This window comes from Campylobacter sp. BCW_4323 (genome assembly GCF_001763115.1).
GTDB classification, from domain to species: Bacteria; Campylobacterota; Campylobacteria; order Campylobacterales; family Campylobacteraceae; genus Campylobacter_D; species Campylobacter_D jejuni.
On the sequence record NZ_MJYC01000066.1, the window covers coordinates 158039 to 176448 of the forward strand.

Below are 18410 nucleotides of genomic sequence, written 5' to 3' on the forward strand. Positions count from 1 at the left end.
TAAATGAAAAAAATTTTAACCCTATTTTTAATAAGTTTAGCATTTTTTCTTAATGCTTGCTCCAAAGAAGAAGAAATTCAAAATGATTTTATGTTTGAAGAGTATCACAAAGGAGATAAAATAGTATTAAATAGTGTAAATGGTGGAAGCAAAACTTTAATAAGAACAGATAAAGGTTTTGTGGTAGAAGGAGAGGAAGGAAAAGTTCTAATGTTTGATTTTTTTGGTACTTTTTGCACCCCATGCAAAGAAGAAGCTTTAGATCTTAGCAAACTTTGGAAAAATAATTCTAGCAAATTTATCATTATAGGACTTACACATTTTGAAGATGTTAGCGATGAAACAGTTAAAAAATTCGCGGATGATTATGGTGCTTACTATTTTCTAAGCAATGGCAGCTCTAATGATCGTATTATTGCTCAAATTTTAAAAGATATAGACTATCAAAATATGGAGCAACTTCCTTTTAAAGTTGTTTTAAAAAATGGAATTTATCAAAAAATAAGCGATTACTGGAATAATAATGCTCCAACAAATTTTTATCTTGGCAAAATTCCAACAGAACTCATGCAAGAAGATTTAAATAAAATCTACAAAGGAAAATAATGCCAAAAACCCAGACTCTAGAGCAGACAAAACTTAGTGAACCAAAAATGTATAAAGTTATACTCTTAAATGATGATGTAACAACCATGGATTTTGTCATAGAAATTTTGATGAATATTTTTCATCAAAACCTTGAAAAAGCAAGTCAAACAATGTTAGAAATTCATCACAATGGTTCTGGAATTTGTGGCATTTACACTCAAGAAATAGCTCTTTCAAAACAAAAAAAAGTTATAGATGCGGCTAAACTTGCTAATTTTCCGCTACAAGCAAAGGTAGAAGAAGAATGAAATACCAAGAAAATTTACAAAAATATCTTGATAATGCCAAAAATCTAAGCTTAATAAACCACCATGAATTTGTCACCTGTGAGCATGTGCTGTTTGCATTACTAAAACTAAGCACTGATTTTAAGGATATATTTGAAGAATTTTCAGATGGAGATCTTGAACTTCTAGAAACTGAATTAAAAAATTACATTTCTCAAAACAATCAAGTTATTAAACAAGAAATAGAACCTACAATATCTGTTGTTTTAGATGAAATCTTACTTTCATCTAAAAATAAAAATAATGAAATTAAAATTATAGATTTTTTAGAAAAGCTCATACACGATTCAAGAAGTTATTCTAGCTATCTCTTAAAAAAACACAACATAAATCTTAACAAAATTCAAGAACTTCAAAATCATGAAAATATACAAAATTTAAGCAACCACACAAGTGATTTAACACTTTTAGCTCAAAATGGCAAGATTGATCCTTTAATAGGAAGAAAATTTGAACTTGAAAGAATGATGCAAATTCTTTCACGTCGCAAGAAAAATAATCCTATTTTAGTAGGAGAAGCAGGAGTTGGCAAAACGGCCATTGTAGAAGGATTAGCATTGGCTATTGCGGAAAAAAAGGTGCCTAAAAACTTACAAAATGCAAAAATTTTTAGTCTTGATATGGCTAGTATACTTGCGGGAACAAAATACCGTGGAGATTTTGAGAAAAGAATTAAAGAAATTTTAAATGAACTTGAGAAAATACCCAATGCTATTTTATTTATTGATGAAATTCACACTATAGTAGGAGCTGGAAGCACAGGAGAATCTCATACTGATTTTTCCAATCTTTTAAAACCAGCTCTAAGTAATGGAACTTTAAAATGCATAGGTGCAACAACTTTTATGGAATATAAAAATACTTTTGATAAAAATAAACCCCTAAGTCGCCGTTTTGCTAAAATAAATGTAGATGAACCAAGCCAAGAAGAAAGCTTGCAAATTCTGAAAGGATTAAAAAACAAATATGAAGAATTTCATCATATAAAATTAAACGATGAAATTCTTCAATATGCTGTAATTTGGGGTAAAAAATTTTTTAATGATAAATTTTTACCTGATTGTGCTATAGATCTGGTCGATGAACTTGGTGCTTCTTTTGCTTTAAATCCAAAAGCTAAAAAAAATGCCAATTTAAAAGATTTAGAAAATGTTTTAGCAAAAATGACCCACCATCACAAAATGTTTGAATTCGATCAAAATAAAGCTTTAATGAATTTAAAAGCAAATTTAAAAGCAAAAATTTTTGGCCAAGATGAAGTTATAGATAGCCTTGTTTCATCACTTAAGCAAAGTTTCGCAGGATTTAAAAATTCCAATACACCACGCGGAGTGTTTTTGTTTACTGGATCAAGTGGAGTTGGAAAAACAGAACTTTGCAAAGCTTTAGCTGAATTTTTAGGTTTAAATTTAGAACGCTTTGATATGAGTGAATATGCAGAAAAACATGCTATAAGTAAACTAATAGGATCTCCAGCTGGATATATAGGTTTTGAAGAGGGTGGACTTTTAAGCAATGCTATCCGCAAAAATCCTTTCAGTCTTGTTCTTTTTGACGAAATAGAAAAGGCTCATCCTGATTTAAGTAATACCTTTTTACAGATTTTTGACAATGCTGAACTCACCGACAATAGCGGTCTTAAAGTAGATTTTAAAAATACAATCATTATTATGACATCCAATCTAGGACTTAAAGAAAGCAATGAGCTTGGTTTTTTAAGTAAAAATGAAGAAAAAAGTAATCGTGCTATCAAAGACTTTTTTGCTCCAGAATTTATTAATCGCATTGATAAAATTTTACATTTTAATGATTTAAACGATGCTATACTTGTTAAAATTATCGAAAAAGAACTTGATGAAATTTCTAAAAATTTAAATAATATAAAATTATCAGCGGATGATAAAGCTAAAATTTATTTAGCTAAAAAAGCCTATAATAAAGAATTTGGAGTAAGGCTTTTAAAACGCATAATTTCTGAGGAGATAGGAGAAAAAATCAGTGATGAAATTTTATTCGGAAAGCTTAAAAAAGGCGGTATAGCTAAAATCAAACTTGGTAAAAATGGAAAGCTCGAATTTATATTCTAAATTACTCAATGCACCTAAAAATGCTCCTGTATTTTTAAGTCAAAATTTAGAAGCTGATTTTATTGTAAAAGCTTATACTTTTGGTCTATTCCCATGGACAAGTAAACCTGTAACTTGGTGGTGTCCAGATCCTAGATGCATTTTAATTCCAAATCAAATTCACATCCAAAAAAATATGAAAAAATTTATTAATCTCTATCAAATTAAACTTGATTATGATTTTTTAAAATTAATTACATTATGTCGCGATACACGCTCTCAAAGCTGGATAGATGATGAATTTATTACCACTTATTATAAGTTATTTACCCAAGGCTATGCGCATAGCCTTGAACTTTATGAAAATAATGAACTTATAGGTGGAATTTATGGTTTAATTTTAGGCAAGGTTTTCTTTGGTGAAAGTATGGTAAGCATTAAAAAAAATGCATCTAAAGTTGCCATGATTAAACTTTGTGATTTATTAAAACCTTATGATTTTATCATAGATTGTCAAGTTTATAACCAACATTTAGAATTTATGGGTGCTCATAATATTTCTAGGAAAGAATTTTTAAATATTTTAAAAGAAAAATGCAATCAAGAAAGTGGTTTTAAAAATTTTAAAGATTTAATTACTTAAAAAATAAGCGTGAAAATCACGCTTATGACATTGCTTTAGCAACTTCAGCAGAGCTTTCACGAATTTTCTCCATACATTCTCTTGCTTCTTTTGCAAGTTCAACACTCTGATTAACATCCTCTAAACCGCTTTTAATACTCTCAACCACTTGTGATGTAACATTACGAATAGAATTAATCGTAGTGGTAATTTCATTAACTGAATGCCCTGTTCTTTCGGCTAAATTTCTTACTTCATCAGCAACAACAGCAAAACCTCTACCATGTTCACCAGCACGCGCTGCCTCAATAGCAGCATTTAAAGCAAGCAGATTAGTCTGATCAGCAATATCACTAATAGTCTGAATAATAGATTTAATTTCATCTGATTGTTGATTTAATGAAGAAACAAGATTTGAACTTTGAGACATCATATCAGCAATATTCTGAACATTTGAAACAGTGTTTTCAATTACACGATCTCCATCTTGAGTAAGATTATCATTTTTTTCTGCAAGTTCGCTTATGAGGCGAAGTTTTTCTTGATCTTTTTTAACTTGTTCGCTTATATCTGTAGCAAATTTAATAACCTTGTAAATTTTCCCATCATCATTTTTAACCGGATTATAACTTGCTTCAAGGTATACTTTTTTATTATTTCTTCCGTATCTTATATATTTACCTGATTGAAATTTGCCCTCTCTTAAATCTTCCCAAAATTGAACATAGTCCTTAGAGTGTCTATAATTAGAATCACAGAACATACTATGATGCTTTCCTTTAATCTCATCAATATTAAAATCCATAGTTCTTAAAAAATTTTCATTAGCCGTAATAATAGTCCCATCAGGTTTAAATTCAATAATAGCCATAGAACGATTAGCAGCAGCAATAGTATTTCTAAGATCAAGCATTTCATAATGTCTTTGAGTTATATCATTGGCAAATTTAATAATTTTATAAACATGACCATTATTATCACTAATTGGAAGATAATTTGCTTCTAAATAAACATCTATCCCTCCCTTAGCTATACGTCTAAAAAGACCACTTCTAGCTTTTCCATCTCTTAAATCTTTCCAAAAATCACTATATGCTGAAGAATTAACAACTTCAGGCAAACAAAACATACTATGATGCTTGCCCTTGATCTCTGAAAGGGAGTATTTCATAGTTGTTAAAAAATTTTGATTTGCCTCTAAAATAACGCCATCGGTGGTAAATTCAATTACCGCCATGGTATTCCCAATAGATCTTAAAATATCTCCTAAACCATTGCACTTTTTTTCAAGTTGTTCAATTATTTCAGTATTATTTTTCTTAGCACCAAACATAAAACTCACCTTTTTAATAATAAATTATTTTAAAATTATATCATATTTATATAGTATTATTTACTTAAAATTATATTAATTTATAAGTTAAATATATCCTTTAAACCTACAATAATCATCTTAAATCCCATAGCAGCAATAAACACTTGTGCTATGCGAGAAAAAACATGTAAAATCAATTTTCCAACTATTTTTTCTATAGTAGCTGCAAAATGAAAAAGTATAAACATAAAAACAAAAGCTATCGTTACTCCGCCAAGAGCAACATCAAGCCCACCATCTTCGGCTATAACGACAATACTAGCTAAAGTTCCAGGTCCAACAAGCATAGGAAATGCCATAGGTATTAAACTCTGTCTTAAAATTTCCTTATCATCCATATCCTGATAAGAACTAAAATCCTTAGTTACAATTTTTGTTGAAAAAAGTAAATTTTTAATAGCCATTACAATAAGAACCAAACCACCAGAAACCCTTAAATCATCTAATGAAACTCTAAAAATATAGTTCATAAATAAAGGTCCTGATAATAAAAATACCAAAACTATAGTAAAAGCTGTATAGACAATAGTTCTAAAAAGTTTTTTCCGAAGCATTATAGGTAATCCATCACTCATAGCCAAAAATTGAGTTAAATTACCAAAAGGATTTAAGATGGCAAGTAAAGTAATTGCAGCAAAAAATATCAAATAAAGCTCAGAACCCATACTAGAAAACACTATCAATCCTTAGTTTTTACAAATTCCAAAGAAATAGAATTTACACAATGTCTTACATTTTTAGCAGAAAACCCTTCTCCTTCAAAAACATGACCTAAATGTCCATTGCAGTTTGCACACACAATCTCGGTTCTAATCCCATCTTTATCAGGAATTCTTTTAATAGCCCCTCTTATTTCATCATCAAAGCTAGGCCATCCACAACCTGATTTAAATTTATCTTCGGATTTATAAAGCGAAGCTCCACATTGCTTGCATTGATAAATTCCTTTTTCATAAAAATCATTATATTTCCCACTAAAAGGAGCTTCTGTTCCTTTATTTAAAATTACTTTTTTTTCTTCTTCATTTAATTCTTTCATGATCTACCCTTGTAAAATAATTTTTATATTATATAATTAAAATTTCAATTTTAAATGATAAATTTTTATAATTTTCAAGAAAGTTTTAAATGCAAAAAGAATTTTTTCAAGAGCTTCAAAATATTTTATATGAAAAAAATACAAATATAAAATTTCACTCTTTTCAAAATTTTTATGAAGACTTTAAAAGCCACAAATTTATTTTTAATCACGAGAATCAAAGCATTTTCAAAAAAAATACATCACAACAAATTACCTTACTTCATCCTACGCGTATAAGAAGACCTAAATTTGTCAATTCAACTCATGCGCTTGCTAAAATAATTCATTCGGTCGCTCATATAGAATTTAATGCAATTAACCTAGCTTTAGATGCTAGTTATCGCTTTAAAAATCTACCTTTGCAATTTTATTACGATTGGCTGGAGGTAGCAGATGAGGAAATTAAACATTTCAAACTTTTAAATTCAGTACTTGAAGAACTTGGTTACAAATATGGAGATTTTCCAGTGCATGATAATTTAGAATCTGCTCTAGAAGCTACAAAAGACTCTTTAAGCTTTAGAATGGGAGTAGTTCATAGAGGTTTAGAAGCTAAAGGGCTTGATGCCAACCCCTTTGTTGTTCAAAAACTTGAAAGCTCCAATCACTCCATTAAAAATCTTTTAATGGAATATCTTGAAATTATACTTAATGATGAAATAAAACACGTTAAAAAAGGAGATACTTGGTGGAAATTTTCAAATCAAAACAAGTATGATTTTATCGAACTTTGCAAAACATTTAAACAATTCTCTCTTGCAGGAAAAAAACTTAACATTCAGGCAAGAATCAAAGCTGGTTTTACTCAAGAAGAATGCGAAGTCATTGAAAAATTTTACTCTTGATTTCTTATCTTAAATTTTGAAACAATAATGGTATATAAAACCCGAATAATTCCATAAAGCACATACAAGCTTGCTAAAATTACTAAACTTTCAAGGGGGTAAAGATATAAAAATGAAAATATTATAATTAAAATAATCAAAACTTTTAAAACGCTAGAACGATTAAAATCAAGCTTTTTAAAGCTGGGATAGCGTATATTACTTACCATTAAAAGCCCTAAAATTGCTTGAAGCACCAAAAAAACTACACCATAAGGCTTTAAAAAATCATAACTGATAAACGCATAAGTCCATATAGCACTCACAACTGCTGCAGTAGGTATAGGAAGACCTATAAAAACAGAAGGTTCATAAGTACCCGTGGTAACATTAAATCTCGCCAAACGAATGGCTCCAAAAACCACAAAAAAAGCCGTAATCAAAGATCCAAGTTTTCCAAAATCATAACCTATAGCCATATAAAAAAGAACCGCTGGAGCAACTCCAAAAGCTACTAGATCGGCTAAAGAATCAAATTCTACTCCAAATTTTGAAGTAGAATTTGTAAGTCTTGCAACACGGCCATCAAGCCCATCGCAAATCAAAGATAAAATAATATAAATCAAAGCTGTATAATAATTTCCATGTATTGAAGCTATAATAGAAATAACCCCTAAAAAAGCTGAAGCAGCTGTAAAAAGATTGGGTAAAATATAAATTAATTGCGGTCTGTTATTCATTATTTTTCCTTACGCAAAATAGCCTAACAATGAACCTGCTTTAATTTCATCATTTAAGCCTATATGAATTCTAGTATCTTTTGGTAAAAGTAAACTTATAGAGCCATTAATTAAAAAACCCATTCTATCTCCTGCTTTTAAATCATGAGAAATATTATCAAGCTTTAATTTTCTATCAAAAGAACCTGCATAAATTCGCAAGGCTATTGTTTTATTCTCTTTAACTTTTGCCAAAATAAAAGCTCTTTCATTCATCATTTTTGCAGATTTTAATTCACTGCACAAAAAAAGCCCATGTCGTAAACGAATATCTATTATAGACATTGCAAAAGGTGTATTAAAATTCCCAGCATCATAAAGAGCATTTTTAATAGTAATTTCAACACATTCACCTAAATCTTTATGATGAATATTTTCTATTTTAGCAACCCTGCCATCTATAGGTGCAAAAATAGCTTTTTCATCACTACAAACAAGTTCTCTTTTGGGTGCTCTAAAAAGAAAAATACAAATTACAATTAATGCTAATAGTAGGATGGAAAAAGAATAAAAAATCCACACAAAAATAAAAATCAAGCTTAAAATAATAAGACTTAAATATCCATCTTTTGCAATAAAATCTTTCATTCTTCTACTTTAACTTCAATTTTAACTTCTTCGAGCTCTTGCAAACGAGTTGGTAGACTATTTTGTTCCTCAAACTCTTTGATAATCTCACGCACTTTAGCGCCTTCAATAGTCTCTTCTTCATAAAGGGCTGCTACCATAGTCTCAATCGCTCCTTTATAAGTATTTAAAGTATCTTTAACATCTTTATAGCGTTCATCTAAGGTTTTCTTTACATAATCATCTAAAGATTCTGCCATCTTTTCAGAATAATCTTTTATGGTTTGTCCACCACTTAAGAAAGTATTTCTTTGTTTTTCAAGCACCATAAGTCCTGCAATTTCACTCATACCATACATAGAAATCATAGCTTTTATGATATCGGTTGCTCTTTCTAAATCATTACTTGCACCCGTTGAAATTTCACCTATAAACACTTCTTCAGCTGCACGACCACCCAAAAGTACATCTACTTCAGCGATAAGTTCATGTTTTTGCATTAAAAATTTATTTTCCTCAGGAGTATTTAAAGTATAACCTAAAGCCGCAAGACCACGCGGAATCACAGAAACCTTACTTACACGTTTTGCACCTTTGGTAGTTTCAGCGATTAAAGCATGACCACATTCATGGTAAGTAACAATTTTCTTTTCTTTTTCATTAATACGACGTGATTTCTTCTCAAGTCCTGCTATAGCTCTTTCAACAGCTTCAACTAAATCATTTTGTTCTACATATTTTTTAGAATCCCTACCCGCTAAAAGTGCCGCTTCATTAATAATATTTGCAAGATCAGCTCCTGCAAGCCCTGCGGTTAAGCGTGCTATGTCTTCTACCTTAACTTTTGGAGAGATTTTTACATCTTTCATGTGCACTTTTAAAATATCACACCTACCTTTAAAATCAGGTTTATCAACCAAAACTTGTCTATCAAACCTTCCTGGTCTTAAAAGTGCTGCATCTAAAACTTCTGGGCGATTTGTTGCTGCTAAAACAATGACTGGGGAACTTTCTGTCCCAAAACCATCCATTTCAGCTAAAAGCTGATTTAAAGTTTGTTCTCTTTCATCGTTTCCACCCATCATGCCACTTGCTGCACGACTTTTACCAATAGCATCTATTTCATCTATAAAAACAATAGCAGGAGCTTCTTTTTTTGCATTTTCAAACAAATCTCTCACACGAGAAGCACCTACACCCACAAACATTTCTATAAAAGACGAGCCTGAAACACTAAAAAACGGCACATCGGCTTCACCTGCAACTGCTTTTGCAAGCAAGGTTTTTCCTGTACCTGGAGGCCCAACAAGCAAAAGCCCTTTTGGAATTTTCGCTCCCAATTTAATATATCTTTCAGGATACTTTAAAAAATCTACAATTTCTTTTACTTCTTCTTTGGCTTCTTCAACACCAGCTACATCGCTAAATTTTACTTTAGGTTTTTCTGAATTTACAAGCTTCTTAGAACTTCCTATACCCAATATAGAACTTCCCATATTTTTTTGCATACGACTTGCCAAAAACATCCAAATACCAAAGAAAATAAATACTGGCAAAACCCATGAAAAAAGTATATCCGTAAACCAATTTGTTTCAGAATACGCACCATAAGCGATATTTTTACTATCTAGTAAACTCACAAGCTCAGGATCGTTAACTTTTTTTGCTGTATAAACAGTATTGTGAGAGCTTGAAATTGCTTTGATTGTTGTTTGTCCTATACTAACTTGATTGATTTGTCCACTTTCAATAAGCTTTTTTAACTCAGAATAAGGGACATTTTTATTTACTTCATTACCATTCAATGCCCCACCAAAAGAACCATTGCCATCAAAAAATCCCTTAAAAATAATTATCATTACAATTGCAAAAATCGCAAAAATAAAAATGGGATTTTTGTTAAAAAAATTATTACCCTGCGGATTACCCTTATTATTTGGGGTATTATTATTCATTATTTATCCTTTTTATTATTTTTATATACAAAACTACACCACTCATTGATTTGCATTTCATCAATGAGTTCTAAATCTTGAAATTTTTCTTTAATTCTTGTTGAATATTTATCTAAAATTCCCGACAAAATAAGTATAGCATTATCTTCTAAATGGTTTTTAATATCTTTTTCTAAAATTAAAATCACATCTGCAATGATATTTGCAACAATTAGGTTATATAAACCATTTGCTTTATCTATAGATCCACACCAAGTCTTATGAAAATCGACATCATTTAATCTTGCATTTTCCAAAGAACTATCGATAGCCAACTCATCAGTATCACAAATTTCGACATTACAGCCAAACTTTGCCATGATAATACCTAAAATTCCACTACCGCAACCAAGATCTAAGGCTCTTAATTTACTTTTAGAAAATTTTTGTAAAAATTTTACACAAGAATATGTGCTTTCATGATGTCCTGAGCCAAAGGCTAAGGCTGGATTAATCTTTATATTTATATAATTCTTTTTTTCTTCTTGCCAAGTGGTATGGATATAAACATTATCCACTAAAATAGGTTTTATGCCGTTTTTATATTCTTGTATCCAGTCCTTGTTTTCTTTCTCTACAAGACTTAAATTAGAAATAATTTTATGGTTTAAATTGAAAGTAGTTGTAAGTTTTTGAGCAAATATTTCAAGTGCCCATGAAAGCTCTTCTAAACTCTCATGGGATCTAATATAAACACCATTATCTTTCTCTTCTATAGCTTCTATACCCAAATCAAAAGCAAAATCAAGAAATAAATTTTTATACTGCTCTTCTACGATAAAGAACAATTCGTAATATTTTTTTTGCATTTAGAATTTTAAAAATCAGCCTTTACTCAGCTGCACCTTCTCCACTTCCTATTCCTAAAACATCTTCAAGCTTTTCTTTTAAAACTTGTGGAGTAAAAGGTTTTACAATATAGTTATTTACGCCAGCTTTTAAAGCAGTAATCACTTCAGCTTTTCCGCCCTCAGTTGTAACCATGATAATAGGCATATCTTCATATTTTTTCTCTGCTCTTACTTTTTTTACCAACTCCAAGCCATTCATTTCTGGCATATTCCAATCTGTAATTAAAACTTTTACATCTTCATTTTTAGTTAATAAATCCCAAGCTTCAACGCCATGCTCAGCTTCTAAAACATCATCGTGTCCAAGTCTTGTTAGGGTATTTTTAATAATCCTTCTCATAGTAGAACTGTCATCAACAACTAACAATTTCACAATTTCGTCCTTTCAAAGTTTTTATAGTTTTATTTTACCCTTTTTAGCCTTATTAATCAAGCTAAAAAATTTTAAAAAATAGCATTATATCATCTTTTATTTAAAATTTTACTCAAATATTATTATTTTTATACTTAACCGTAAATAAATACACACTTAAACCTAAAAGAAGCAAGCTCACTCCACCGATAAGATAAATCGCATAAATCATCTGAGAAAAATCACCAATAGCAAGTTTAAATACCAACATCAAAGCTTCTATAGCCAAAGCAATGATAATAGAACCTAAAAATCTCACCATAGTTTTTTGAATTCCGCCTTCTTCTTTTTTTGTTTTTCCTAATACTTCTTGTTCGATCAAAGTTTTTGCCAAATCGAAAATAGCTAAAGCTAAAGTTATAGCAATAGTACTTTCAAACATATGTTCTATACCTATAGCTTGATTATCAAAAAGACTAAAAAAACCTTTTTGAAATAAAAAGCAAGTAATCACAAATAAAACCAGTGCGAAACAAAAATATACCAAACGACTAAATTGAGTAAAAACAAACTCAAATTTTCCTGCTTGAATAATCCTTAAAATATCTTCAAGCTTGATATCGATACAAACAACAAAAAGCAAGTTATTTTTATCATCGTAAATTGGCATAGAAGCTGTCACGCAAAGTTCGTTGTTTAAAACCGAAGGATAAGGATCGCTTAAAACGCATCGTCTTAATTTTACAGCTCTATAAAAATAAGAACGAGTACTTCTATCCTCACCCTGCCCTATTTCATGAGCCTTATTTAAGGAAATCGCATTTTCTATTTGCATGCCTGAAATATCTAAAATATACAAAGCATCAAAAACAACAACTTCATGAGCTATTTTATCTAAAGCTGTTTTAATCGTTTCAAGGTGAATATCAGGAAGTTTATTAGGTAAATTTCTTGTTAAAATATAACTCATATAAGCTCTAGCGCGATAGCGATTATCTTCAAATCTTTGTATATCTTTTATATACATTATACACCTTCTTTATTGTGTTTAAATTCAGGCACAATCTTTAATAAAGCTTCTGAAATATCTTCACATATTTGTAAATTGTCTATCTCTTTATTAAGCCAATCAAGATCAACCTTTTCATTCTTTGCTACAAAAATACTCTCATATTGCGTTTTAGCATCATTTTCATCAATCAAAAGCTCTTCATAAAGCTTCTCGCCTTTTCTTAAGCCTGTGATTTTAATTTCTAAATCATTACGATTAGAAAGTAAAAGCATTTTTTTAGCTAAATCTATGATTTTTACAGGCTTACCCATATCCAAAACAAAAAGTTCTCCCCCTTTTGCAATAGCTCCAGCTTGTAAAACAAGTTGCACTGCCTCAGCCACAAGCATAAAATAACGCACTATATCAGGGTGTGTTAAAGTTAAAGGCTCATTATTGGCAATTTGTGCTTTAAATTTCGGTATCACACTACCACTAGAACCTAAAACATTACCAAAACGCACACAAGCAACTTCAAAATTTTCATCACTCATACTTAAAGTATAAAGCTCGCAAACTCTCTTAGTGCAACCCATAATATTTGTTGGTCGTACTGCTTTATCTGTACTTATCATCACAAATTTAGCTACTTTATTTTCTTTAGCACTATCGCATAAAATTTTAGTTCCTAAAATATTATTAATTACTGCTGAATGTGGATTTTGTTCGCAAAGAGGCACATGTTTATAAGCGGCTGCATGTAAAATAAGCTCAGGTTTATAAGTTTTTAATACCTCATCTAAACTTTGCTTATCTAAAATACTTAACAAAATAGGAGTAATTTTTTCTTTATATAAATTTAAATCATCATTGATTTTATAAAGATTATACTCACTATGATCAACCATGATAAGATGCTTAGCGCCAAATTTAATACATTGCTTACAAAGTTCACTGCCTATAGTTCCACCTGCTCCACTTACCAAAACTACCTTGTCTTTTAAAAAAGCCGCCACAGCACTATCGTCTAAATCTTTTGGTTTTCTAGCAAGCAAGTCTTCTATACTGATATCTCTTGCTTCATTTCTTGTAAAAGAAAATATTTTTACATCGCAAATACCATAAACTACAAGTTCTTCAAAAAGTTTTTTAAGTTCTTCTTGTTCAAGTCTTAAAGCAATAATGGCAGTTTTTACCCCTTGTTCTGCATAAGATTTTATTTTTTCTTTTTCTTCTACAATAAATTTATCACAATAAGTCCCTATAAGCTCTTTCCTCGCATCAACTACACCCACAGGAAAAAGCCCTAAAGAACCTTCTTTTGCGCCTTTTAACAAATGCAAAGCCTTAGAAGTTGCCCCTACTACAATACAAGGAGTTTCTTCTTCTTTCATTTTAGAAGGTTTAAAATCCACAAGCATTCTTTTGCTAATTCTTAAAGTACCTATAAACATATATGAAAGAACAAAATCTATCACAATAGCACTTCTTGGAAAAGGATTAAAAAAATCACTAAAAAAATAAAAAATAAGAAAAAAACAAAACTCAGCTAAAAGCAAAGCAATAAAAATTTTTCTTGCTTCATTGAGAGAAAAAAATCTCCAAGCTACTTTATAAATTCTAAAAACAAACAAAAATAAAAGTTTTAAAACAAGCAAAATAATAGCAGAAATCATCATACCATGATAAAAAATACTCGGAATATCTCCACTAAATCTCAAAGAAAAAGCCAGATAAACGCTAAGTAAAATTAAAACAATATCTGAAGTTAAAAAAAATGCTAATCTTTTGCTTTTATAAAAAATCATTTTAAGCCTTTATGCTCTTTAAGATCAGTTTTGAAATTTGATAAACATCATCTTTACTCATCGCCGTGCCACTTGGCAAACAAATTCCTTTTTGGAAAAATAGCTCACTATTGCCATTAAGATAAGCCTTAGCTCCTTTAAATACTTCTTGAGTGTGCATAGCTTTCCATAATGGTCTTGTTTCTATTTGTTCATTTTTCAAATCTTCTATGAGTTTTGAAATTTTTGGATGCAAAGCGATATTTTTTTGACTGATATTTATATCTTTTTGACAAGCATTAAGTTCATTTTTATCAAAATCAATCAAAGCTGTACTTAACCAGCGATTGCTTCTTGAATTTTCTAATTCATCTAAAAAGCTAAAATGCTCTCCTAAAAATTCTTTATACCACTCATAAATTTCTCTTTTTTTAAGCACTCTTTGTTCTAAAACCTCTATTTGTGCTACGCCAATAGCTCCTAAAACATTGCTTAAACGGTAATTATAACCATAATCTAAATGTTCATAATGCAAACAATTTTCCCTTGCTTGAGTGCTATAAAATCTTGCTTTTTCAATCTTTTCTTTATTTTTTCCTATAAGCATACCTCCACCTGAAGTGGTGATGATTTTATTGCCATTATAAGAATAAGCTCCAAATTCTCCAAAAGTTCCTAAAGCTTTATTCTTATAAAAACTTCCTAAAGCTTCGGCAGCATCTTCGATTAAAACAATTTCATTTTCTTTGCAAATTTTAACAATCTCATCCATTTTTGCAGCATTGCCATAAAGATGAGTTAAAATCAATGCTTTTGGTTTTTTTTCACATTCTTTAATAGCAAGTTTTAACAAATCTACATCAATATTATAAGTTTCATCACAATCTATAAATACAGGCTTTGCTTTAAGATAACAAATAGGCGCCACTGAAGCGATAAAAGTAAAAGAAGAAGCTAAAACGATATCATCTTGTTTTACCCCTGCCACCCTTAAAGCTAAATGCAAAGCCGCTGTAGCTGAATTTAAAGCTAAGGCATTTTCACTTTTGCTATAATCTTTTACACTTTGCTCAAAGCGATTTACAAATTCACCCAAAGGTGCTATATAATTGCTTTTGAAAACTTCTTCTATGTATTTTAATTCATTACCACCCATATGCGGAGGAGAAAGAAAAAATCTCATTTTTTATCCTTTATATAAAGCAGAATTTTTTATCCTTATATATTTTATCTAAAAAAAATTACCAAGATTCAAATATTTAAATTCTTTTTATAGTCAAAGCTTGTTTTCATACCAATTTTTAAGCTTTTCTAAGTCTTCTTTTTTATAAATACTTTCAAAGCATTTAAGGAGTATTTTATTTTTTGTTTTGATAACAAAACAAACTTCAACTTGATTTAAAAATTTCATTTTTTCTATTTTAACAATTTCCAAATCTTCTCGTTTTATAAAATACATATAAAAAAGATTAAATTTACTAACTATATAAATTCCATTTTCACAAACTATTGCTAAATTTATAACGTACATCAACAATAATAACATACCTGTTATCACAGAAGAAACTGATACTTGCAAACTCCAAAGTGTTTTTAAATTTTCATTTTCTAATTCAAAGAAAAAAAGAAGTTGATAAAAACCTTCAAAATTATACCAAATTCCTATTAATCCACCCAAAAAAGCAGCAATACCTGTATATTTTACAATCCTACTATTTTTAGAATTTACATTTGCTTTAAGACTAAAAAGTTTTTTGTGTTTTAAAGAATTTTTCAAAGGAAATATGTAGCATATTAGACATATGGTTAGTAAATTAATGACAATCCACCCCAAAGGCGAAGGATTTACTATATAGTGAACAACAAGATTGTTATTAAAATGCAATTTACATCCTTTTTGCAGGTATTCCTATAAAAACACCTTTTTCATCTTGACTTTTAACCAAAGTTGCTCCACCACCTAAAATACTACCATCTGCTAAGCTTAAATTAGGCAAAACACAAGAATTAATCCCTAAAAAACAATTTTTACCGATTTTTACATTGCCCGCACATTTAGCCCCCACACTCACATGAGAAAATTCCCCTATCACGCATTCATGTTCAATCACGCTTGAAGTATTTAAAATCACGCCTTTTTCTATTTTGGCTTTAGCATTAACTACTACATAAGGCATGATTAAAATTCCTGCATTTTCTTCCACACTTGCACTAGAACTTATAAGCGCGCTTTTATGAATAAGATTAACGATTTTAAAGCCATTTTCTAAAATTTTTTGATAAATCTTTTTTCGAATTTCATTGTTTCCTATGGCTATAAAAAAATCATATTTAGGTAAGGTGCTTTCAAATTTCATTCCTTTAAAATCATCTAAAAAAATACATTCTTTATAACCCATATTTTTAGCCACATCTTCACAAACAAGCCCATGACCACTAGCACCATAAATATAAATTTTTTCAGTTCTTGCCATTAAATTTCTCTGTTGTAACATGGCCTTCTTTGCTTACCCCACTTCGTTTTAAAACCTTTAAGGCTGTTAAAAATATGATTTTTAAATCAAGTAAAAAAGAAATATTTTTCACATAATACACATCAAGTTCGAATTTTTTCTGCCAAGAAATAGCATTTCTTCCATTTACCTGCGCCCATCCTGTTATACCTGGACGCACTTTATGACGCAATTTTTGCTCTTCATTATAAAGGGGTAAATACTCAACCAAAAGAGGCCTAGGTCCCACAAAACTCATATCCCCTTTTAAAACATTAAAAAGTTGCAAAAGCTCATCCAAACTTAAGCTTCTAACAATTTTTCCAAAAGCTTTCAAACGCAATTCATCGCTCAATAACTCACCCTTTTCATCTCTTTCATCACTCATGGTTTTAAATTTATAAATTTTAAAAATTTTTTCATCTAACCCAGGGCGATTTTGGGTAAAAATTACACTTCCTTGAGTGATTTTTAAAAGTAAAGCAGTGATTAAAATCACCGGAGAAAAAAGTACTAAAAGCACTAAAGCTAAAATAAAATCAAAAATTCTTTTAAAAACTTTTTCATACATTCTTAATTACCCTATCATAAAGTTTTAAATAACGCTGTGCGATATTATTTTCATCGTATTGCAAAACATCTTGGGCGGCATTTTTAGCTAAATTTATTCTTAATTTTTCATCTTCTAATAAAAGTGAAATTTTTTCGCTTAAATCCTTGGCATCTTTTGTTTTTGCCCAAAGTCCATCATAAGCATTAGAAATAGCCTCCACACAACCTTCGCAGTCACTTACCACTATAGCCTTACCACAAGCTTTTGCCTCCAAAACACTTACAGGAAAGCCTTCTTTATAGCTTGGTAAAACAAAAATATCACAATTTTGCAAAAGCTCGACTATATCACTTCTAGCACCCAAATAATGCACCACACCCAAGTTTAAAAACTCCAAACTTGCACAAGAAGGATTTTCATCTCTTCCACCAACTAAAACAAAATTTGCTTTGTCTTTTAGCATAGCAGCACTTTCATAAAATTCTTTTACACCTTTATGCCATAAAGCTCTTGCTATCATAAGCACAATGGGTTTTTTATCTATGTTTAAATTTTTCCAAAAAAGCTCTTTTTTTTCCGATTCTACATAAATAGGAAAAAATTTTTTTAAATTGATCCCTACAGATTTTATCACACAAATTTTATTTTCCTTAAGTCCTAAATTCCGCATAAACTCAGCATTACTTTCATTGACAAAAATAAATTGGTGTGCAAATTTAAAACTTAATTTATAAAGATTATTAATAACAAAACGCACTAAATTTGCCTTAAAACCTTGATCTATATAAAAAGAACCCAAGCCTTCTACTAAGGCAAAACGATAAGGAATTTTTGCCCATTTTGCCGCTAAAATTCCAAAGGTATTGCTTTTATGTGCCGCACTTTGAATAAGATCAAGATTTAAATTTTTCAAAACCTTAGCAAGATAAAAAAAATTCTTTAAAACCACAAAAGGATTTAAGCTAGCTCTTGAAAGCTCATAAACAATTACTTTTAAGCCAAGATCTCTAAGTTTTTGCGTGTATTCATCTTGTGGCACTATAACAAAAACTTCATCTTTTCTATCTTTTAATGCTTTTATAATAGGCATTCTAAAATGATAAATACTTGCTCCTGCATGTGATAAAAATCCTATTCTCAT

Annotated in this window: 20 protein-coding genes; 5 read left to right on the forward strand and 15 right to left on the reverse strand. The window is 30.0% G+C overall.

The features are described from left to right. The first annotated feature begins 3 nt into the window (after positions 1–3). Genes AJN60_RS07295 through aat form a run of 4 tightly spaced genes read left to right on the forward strand, consistent with a single transcriptional unit; the run spans position 4 to position 3644 of the window. Positions 4–606 (forward strand): TlpA disulfide reductase family protein, encoded by a 603-nt coding sequence (locus AJN60_RS07295; RefSeq protein ID WP_002853867.1) that lies wholly within the window; start codon positions 4–6, stop codon positions 604–606. Beyond that, on the forward strand, positions 606–896 hold the full coding sequence (locus AJN60_RS07300) for an ATP-dependent Clp protease adaptor ClpS (protein ID WP_002856038.1): 291 nt from the start codon (positions 606–608) through the stop codon (positions 894–896). The genes AJN60_RS07295 and AJN60_RS07300 overlap by 1 nt, the downstream gene beginning before the upstream one ends. Further along, positions 893–3022, forward strand: coding sequence for an AAA family ATPase (locus AJN60_RS07305; RefSeq protein WP_070286188.1), 2130 nt, complete (start codon positions 893–895; stop codon positions 3020–3022). Before AJN60_RS07300 ends, AJN60_RS07305 begins: the two co-directional genes overlap by 4 nt. Beyond that, positions 2997–3644 (forward strand): leucyl/phenylalanyl-tRNA--protein transferase, encoded by a 648-nt coding sequence (aat, locus tag AJN60_RS07310; protein WP_002826100.1) that lies wholly within the window; start codon positions 2997–2999, stop codon positions 3642–3644. The genes AJN60_RS07305 and aat overlap by 26 nt, the downstream gene beginning before the upstream one ends. 22 nt (positions 3645–3666) lie before the next feature. Here the strand turns inward: aat and cetZ are convergent, their stop codons facing one another. The 3 genes from cetZ to AJN60_RS07325 form a co-directional block, all read right to left on the reverse strand. Continuing rightward, a complete protein-coding gene (gene cetZ, locus AJN60_RS07315) occupies positions 3667–4956 on the reverse strand; it encodes an energy taxis response protein CetZ (RefSeq protein ID WP_002861827.1) in 1290 nt (429 codons plus the stop codon). 80 nt (positions 4957–5036) lie between these two features. Beyond that, a complete protein-coding gene (locus AJN60_RS07320; protein ID WP_079264238.1) occupies positions 5037–5663 on the reverse strand; it encodes a MarC family protein in 627 nt (208 codons plus the stop codon). 14 nt (positions 5664–5677) lie between these two features. After that, complete coding sequence (locus AJN60_RS07325) at positions 5678–6037, reverse strand: methionine-R-sulfoxide reductase (protein ID WP_002861829.1); 360 nt, start codon at positions 6035–6037, stop codon at positions 5678–5680. Between the two features lie 89 nt (positions 6038–6126). Between AJN60_RS07325 and AJN60_RS07330 the strand changes: the two genes are divergently transcribed. Continuing rightward, the gene (locus AJN60_RS07330) at positions 6127–6924 is read left to right on the forward strand and encodes a ferritin-like domain-containing protein (protein ID WP_002870517.1); all 798 of its coding nucleotides are present in this window, start codon (positions 6127–6129) and stop codon (positions 6922–6924) included. Here AJN60_RS07330 and pssA read toward each other — a convergent pair. The 12 genes from pssA to pglA form a co-directional block, all read right to left on the reverse strand. Next, on the reverse strand, positions 6915–7643 hold the full coding sequence (pssA, locus tag AJN60_RS07335; protein WP_002859122.1) for a CDP-diacylglycerol--serine O-phosphatidyltransferase: 729 nt from the start codon (positions 7641–7643) through the stop codon (positions 6915–6917). The two genes, AJN60_RS07330 and pssA, sit on opposite strands and share 10 nt — an antisense overlap. Positions 7644–7652: 9 nt before the next feature. Beyond that, complete coding sequence (locus AJN60_RS07340) at positions 7653–8270, reverse strand: phosphatidylserine decarboxylase (RefSeq protein ID WP_070286189.1); 618 nt, start codon at positions 8268–8270, stop codon at positions 7653–7655. Further along, positions 8267–10204, reverse strand: a complete 1938-nt coding sequence (gene ftsH, locus AJN60_RS07345) for an ATP-dependent zinc metalloprotease FtsH (protein ID WP_052949300.1) — start codon at positions 10202–10204, stop codon at positions 8267–8269. Before ftsH ends, AJN60_RS07340 begins: the two co-directional genes overlap by 4 nt. Beyond that, the gene (locus AJN60_RS07350; protein ID WP_002861833.1) at positions 10204–11052 is read right to left on the reverse strand and encodes a 50S ribosomal protein L11 methyltransferase; all 849 of its coding nucleotides are present in this window, start codon (positions 11050–11052) and stop codon (positions 10204–10206) included. Before AJN60_RS07350 ends, ftsH begins: the two co-directional genes overlap by 1 nt. A 22-nt stretch (positions 11053–11074) precedes the next feature. Further along, the gene (locus AJN60_RS07355; RefSeq protein ID WP_032603349.1) at positions 11075–11467 is read right to left on the reverse strand and encodes a chemotaxis response regulator CheY; all 393 of its coding nucleotides are present in this window, start codon (positions 11465–11467) and stop codon (positions 11075–11077) included. Between the two features lie 112 nt (positions 11468–11579). Beyond that, complete coding sequence (locus AJN60_RS07360; protein ID WP_002861835.1) at positions 11580–12473, reverse strand: PDC sensor domain-containing protein; 894 nt, start codon at positions 12471–12473, stop codon at positions 11580–11582. After that, entirely contained in the window at positions 12473–14245 is a 1773-nt protein-coding gene (gene pglF / locus AJN60_RS07365; protein ID WP_070286190.1) for a UDP-N-acetylglucosamine 4,6-dehydratase (configuration-retaining), read from the reverse strand. Before pglF ends, AJN60_RS07360 begins: the two co-directional genes overlap by 1 nt. 1 nt (position 14246) lies before the next feature. Continuing rightward, positions 14247–15407, reverse strand: coding sequence for a UDP-N-acetylbacillosamine transaminase (gene pglE / locus AJN60_RS07370; RefSeq protein WP_070286191.1), 1161 nt, complete (start codon positions 15405–15407; stop codon positions 14247–14249). A 93-nt stretch (positions 15408–15500) separates the two neighbouring features. Continuing rightward, the gene (locus AJN60_RS07375) at positions 15501–16127 is read right to left on the reverse strand and encodes a hypothetical protein (RefSeq protein ID WP_223209410.1); all 627 of its coding nucleotides are present in this window, start codon (positions 16125–16127) and stop codon (positions 15501–15503) included. Continuing rightward, on the reverse strand, positions 16111–16698 hold the full coding sequence (gene pglD, locus AJN60_RS07380) for a UDP-N-acetylbacillosamine N-acetyltransferase (protein WP_032599162.1): 588 nt from the start codon (positions 16696–16698) through the stop codon (positions 16111–16113). Before pglD ends, AJN60_RS07375 begins: the two co-directional genes overlap by 17 nt. Further along, complete coding sequence (gene pglC, locus AJN60_RS07385) at positions 16685–17287, reverse strand: undecaprenyl phosphate N,N'-diacetylbacillosamine 1-phosphate transferase (protein ID WP_070233031.1); 603 nt, start codon at positions 17285–17287, stop codon at positions 16685–16687. Before pglC ends, pglD begins: the two co-directional genes overlap by 14 nt. Next, positions 17280–18410 carry a N,N'-diacetylbacillosaminyl-diphospho-undecaprenol alpha-1,3-N-acetylgalactosaminyltransferase gene (pglA, locus tag AJN60_RS07390; RefSeq protein ID WP_070233030.1) on the reverse strand — a complete coding sequence of 377 codons (1131 nt, stop codon included), beginning with the start codon at positions 18408–18410 and terminating at the stop codon, positions 17280–17282. Before pglA ends, pglC begins: the two co-directional genes overlap by 8 nt.

Coding starts and splice junctions, on each gene's coding strand:
- AJN60_RS07320 (WP_079264238.1), bottom strand. CDS start 5,663: ATGGGTTCTGAGCTTTATTTGATATTTTTTGCTGCAATTACTTTACTT.
- aat (WP_002826100.1), top strand. CDS start 2,997: ATGGAAAGCTCGAATTTATATTCTAAATTACTCAATGCACCTAAAAAT.
- pglD (WP_032599162.1), bottom strand. CDS start 16,698: ATGGCAAGAACTGAAAAAATTTATATTTATGGTGCTAGTGGTCATGGG.
- pssA (WP_002859122.1), bottom strand. CDS start 7,643: ATGAATAACAGACCGCAATTAATTTATATTTTACCCAATCTTTTTACA.
- AJN60_RS07360 (WP_002861835.1), bottom strand. CDS start 12,473: ATGTATATAAAAGATATACAAAGATTTGAAGATAATCGCTATCGCGCT.
- pglC (WP_070233031.1), bottom strand. CDS start 17,287: ATGTATGAAAAAGTTTTTAAAAGAATTTTTGATTTTATTTTAGCTTTA.
- pglF (WP_070286190.1), bottom strand. CDS start 14,245: ATGATTTTTTATAAAAGCAAAAGATTAGCATTTTTTTTAACTTCAGAT.
- ftsH (WP_052949300.1), bottom strand. CDS start 10,204: ATGAATAATAATACCCCAAATAATAAGGGTAATCCGCAGGGTAATAAT.
- AJN60_RS07330 (WP_002870517.1), top strand. CDS start 6,127: ATGCAAAAAGAATTTTTTCAAGAGCTTCAAAATATTTTATATGAAAAA.
- AJN60_RS07295 (WP_002853867.1), top strand. CDS start 4: ATGAAAAAAATTTTAACCCTATTTTTAATAAGTTTAGCATTTTTTCTT.
- pglA (WP_070233030.1), bottom strand. CDS start 18,410: ATGAGAATAGGATTTTTATCACATGCAGGAGCAAGTATTTATCATTTT.
- AJN60_RS07350 (WP_002861833.1), bottom strand. CDS start 11,052: ATGCAAAAAAAATATTACGAATTGTTCTTTATCGTAGAAGAGCAGTAT.
- AJN60_RS07305 (WP_070286188.1), top strand. CDS start 893: ATGAAATACCAAGAAAATTTACAAAAATATCTTGATAATGCCAAAAAT.
- pglE (WP_070286191.1), bottom strand. CDS start 15,407: ATGAGATTTTTTCTTTCTCCTCCGCATATGGGTGGTAATGAATTAAAA.
- AJN60_RS07340 (WP_070286189.1), bottom strand. CDS start 8,270: ATGAAAGATTTTATTGCAAAAGATGGATATTTAAGTCTTATTATTTTA.
- cetZ (WP_002861827.1), bottom strand. CDS start 4,956: ATGTTTGGTGCTAAGAAAAATAATACTGAAATAATTGAACAACTTGAA.
- AJN60_RS07300 (WP_002856038.1), top strand. CDS start 606: ATGCCAAAAACCCAGACTCTAGAGCAGACAAAACTTAGTGAACCAAAA.
- AJN60_RS07325 (WP_002861829.1), bottom strand. CDS start 6,037: ATGAAAGAATTAAATGAAGAAGAAAAAAAAGTAATTTTAAATAAAGGA.